4 protein-coding genes are annotated in these 3,459 nt (G+C 43.3%); all 4 read right to left on the bottom strand.

Annotation, left to right across the window (positions count from 1 at the left end; translation table 11 throughout):
- Positions 1 to 202: 202 nt before the first annotated feature.
- Genes ACYVTD_RS10705 through pyrF form a run of 4 tightly spaced genes read right to left on the bottom strand, consistent with a single transcriptional unit; the run spans position 203 to position 3,457 of the window.
- Positions 203 to 919 carry an RluA family pseudouridine synthase gene (locus ACYVTD_RS10705; protein ID WP_461247761.1) on the bottom strand — a complete coding sequence of 239 codons (717 nt, stop codon included), beginning with the start codon at positions 917 to 919 and terminating at the stop codon, positions 203 to 205.
- Positions 913 to 1,869 carry a dihydroorotate dehydrogenase gene (locus ACYVTD_RS10700; protein ID WP_461247760.1) on the bottom strand — a complete coding sequence of 319 codons (957 nt, stop codon included), beginning with the start codon at positions 1,867 to 1,869 and terminating at the stop codon, positions 913 to 915. Before ACYVTD_RS10700 ends, ACYVTD_RS10705 begins: the two co-directional genes overlap by 7 nt.
- Positions 1,862 to 2,632, bottom strand: coding sequence for an iron-sulfur cluster-binding protein (locus ACYVTD_RS10695; protein ID WP_461247759.1), 771 nt, complete (start codon positions 2,630 to 2,632; stop codon positions 1,862 to 1,864). Before ACYVTD_RS10695 ends, ACYVTD_RS10700 begins: the two co-directional genes overlap by 8 nt.
- 3 nt (positions 2,633 to 2,635) lie before the next feature.
- The gene (gene pyrF, locus ACYVTD_RS10690; RefSeq protein ID WP_461247758.1) at positions 2,636 to 3,457 is read right to left on the bottom strand and encodes an orotidine-5'-phosphate decarboxylase; all 822 of its coding nucleotides are present in this window, start codon (positions 3,455 to 3,457) and stop codon (positions 2,636 to 2,638) included.
- Positions 3,458 to 3,459: the final 2 nt, after the last annotated feature.

The raw sequence follows: 3,459 nt of genomic DNA, 5'->3' as shown, positions 1-3,459 counted from the left end.
CTCCTAAAGATTTAAATTTTTGCTGAAAGTCATTGTAATAATCATCGTTTTTTTGCAAAAGTGCTTTTGCCTCATCGTCGGCAGGATCGCCGAAAGCAAAACCGACTACAAATAACGCCATTAAAATAAATATTAACTTTTTCATTCTTTTTTCTCCTTATAACTAACATAATACCAAATAATGTAAAATATGTCAAGTTTTTTAAGCGTATTTTTCCAGTTGATTTATCAGGCTTGCCATGTCCTTGGGGAGCGGCGCTTTTAATTCCAATCCACTTGGCAGCGCCAATTCCTGCGCGTGTAATCCAAGCCTAGCAAGCAATGGGCGTTCCTCATAAGGGTCGCCGCGCCATGCGCGTTTAAAAGAGGACAACTTAACAGGCGACATTTTTCCGTATAATTCATCGCAGACTACAGGGTGTCCAAGCGCGGCTAAATGCACCCGTATCTGGTGAATCCTGCCTGTTTCGGGAAAAGCCTGAAGAATACTGTAGTTTGCGGCGCTTGTTACGCAAACAAAGCGCGTAAAAGATTTCTTCCCTTGGTATTTATCTATAATAGTCATGTGTTTTTTATTGCCGTTTGGAACAAGCGCCAAATCGCAAGTTGTCTCTTTCCATGACGGTCTTCCGTGAACAATAGCCGTATAAAGTTTTTTCACATCACGCTGTTCAAAGGCAATGGACAACTCTCTGTGAGTTTCTCTGTCCTTGGCAAAAACAACAAGCCCCGAAGTTTCCTTATCTATCCTGTGAATAGTAAATATTTTTGGAATATTTAAATCTTTTTCGATAAGTTTATCCAGTCTTTCCGCAGACTCGTCCCACCTGTCCCCGCCCACAGAAATCCCCGAAGCCTTATTAACCGCGATTATTTTTTCATCTTGAAAAACAACAGTGTAAAGACTTTTTTTTACCATTTATCCCTAATTGAAATATCGCTTAATTTTAAAATTTTGTTAGCTGTCATGTAATTGTGTATGCCGTCAATAATTTCCGTCATTGCGTGCGGGTTTGTAAAAGTAGCGGTTCCCACCTGAATTGCTCTGGCTCCCGCCATTAAAAACTCAAGCGCGTCATTTGCGCATGAAATCCCGCCCATTCCTACAATAGGAATATTAGATTTATTGTCTTTAAGCGAATCGAATAGTTCCCACACCATGCGAAGCGCAATCGGCTTAATCGCAGATCCGGAAAGACCGGCTATTACATTATCAAAAACAGGCTTGCGATTTTCCGTATCAATCGCCATAGCCTTCATTGTGTTTATCAAAGAAAGAGCGTCAGCGCCGGCGTTAATACAGGCGTTAGCGACAGACGCGATAGAGGGACAGTTAGGTGAAAGTTTTACCATAAGCGGTTTATGCTTGCAAACGCGGCGTACCGCGATAACAATTGCGGCGGCTGTTCCCGCGTCAAGACCAAATGCAAGACCCCCGTCTTTGATATTAGGACATGAAATATTTAATTCAATCATATCTACCGAAGATTCATTCAGTAAAGCCGCTCCTTTAACATATTCATCGGAAGACGAGCCTGAAAGATTCGCAATTATCGCGGGTCCAAGCCGCTTTAAATAATCAAGATCATTCAGTAAAAAAGATTGTATACCCGGATTTTCAAGACCGATTGAGTTTATTAACCCGCTCGGTGTTTCCCAAATTCGCGTTCCTTTGTTTCCGTTACGCGGAACAAGGGTAAGTCCTTTTGTGCATATTCCGCCAAGAAGCGATATGTCAAAAATACTGCTGTACTCTCTTGCCTTGCCGAATGTTCCAGAAGCGGCAATTACGGGATTTCTTAATTTTACTCCCGCTATTTCAACTGACATATCGCATTGGTTTTCTTGCGTATTATTTATTTCACTCATTAAATGTTACCTCACGGGAAGAAAAAATAGGACCGTCCTTGCAAACCCTGCGGTTTCCGCCGGCGGTAGATATTGTACAACCTAAGCATACGCCCGTACCGCATGCAAAACGGCTTTCCATCGATAAAAAGCATGGAACATTCTGCGCTTCGCATTTTTTCTTTAACGCGCTCATCATAGCTGTAGGTCCGCACCCGAAAATTACGTCAAAATCCTCCGGTGAAAAAAGAAAATCGACTATCCTGCCGTTAAGAGCGTGTCCTCCGTCTTCCGCGGAAATTGTAAATTTAGCCGCGTTTACGGCGTTGCCTACAATGGCGTTTTCATGCTCTTTCTCTTTAAAACCTTTTTTAAAACCCGCGAAAAAATGAAAATAGTAATCGGGTTTTTCCGCGACTAACGCCGCAAGAGGAGCGACCCCCGCGCTTCCGCCGACAAGCGCGGCTTTTCCGTTTTCGGGCAGGAAATCCGCCCAACAATTTCCAAGCGGTCCCGTTAGCTGAACTTTGTCTCCAGGGTGCAGCAAGGAAAGCTCTTCTGTCCCTTTGCCTTTTATACAAATAAGAAATTTAACTGTTTTATTTTGCGGAGCATATTCAAAAACACTGATAGGACGCGCTAAAAACACGCTGCTAAACACGGGCTTTAACATAAAAAATTGTCCTGCTTTAATCTCCGGACTTTCCCATGGAAATTCAAGAATAAAATAATCATCTGTAATATATGTATTTTTTTCCAACTCGCATACAACGCTTATACTCATATTTTATTTCCTTACTTCATTTAAAATTTCATCTCTCATCTTGATTACGGCGCGTCTTGCGGAACCTGCGGCAAACAGGTTATCCGCTTTTTCACAGTCGGATTGCTCCTTCCATGATGTGATAATTGACCTTGAAGCGTTTACAACTCCGCCGTTTCCGCCCCGTAACAGCAACGCGGCGTTTTTCGCGCTTCCGCCCTGAGCGCCGTAACCCGGTATCAGGAAAAAAAGATCTCCGTAAGCCTTGCGAATCTCCGCCGCTTCATCGCTTTCCGTACAACCGGTTACAACTCCAAAAAGTCTGTAGCCGTTTTTACCAAGACAATTCGCCTCAAGAGAAGCCAATTTATCGCCTACAGAATGGTATACACGTTTTCCGCCCCCAATTTCAAGATACTCAAAGTCCTTCATTCCGGCATTGCTTGTCCGCATTAAAACAAATGCGCCTTTGCCTGAATTTCCGGCTTCTTTAAGCCACGGCTCAATTGAATCCATGCCCATATAAGGGCTTAAAGTAACAAAATCAGCCTCAAAATCGCCTGAAAAGTGAGCTTTTGCGTAGCGTTTGGCTGTATCGGCAATATCGCCGCGTTTTATGTCGGCAATTACAAGTCCGTCCTTAGAGCGTATGTACTTTAACGTTTCAGAGTAGGTATGTAGCCCTTCAAGCCCCATTTCTTCGTAATAAGCAATCTGCACCTTAAAACAGGCGCATACGTCGTGAACAGCGTCAATTAGCGCTTTATTAAAAGCCAGCACAGCTGCGGCGTCATTTCCTATTCTGAGCCTTTCCAAAGAAGGAACATAATCCGCCGCCGTATCCAGCC

It is taken from the genome of Treponema sp. R6D11 (assembly GCF_054786075.1).
This window is presented reverse-complemented; position numbering and strand designations above follow the sequence as displayed.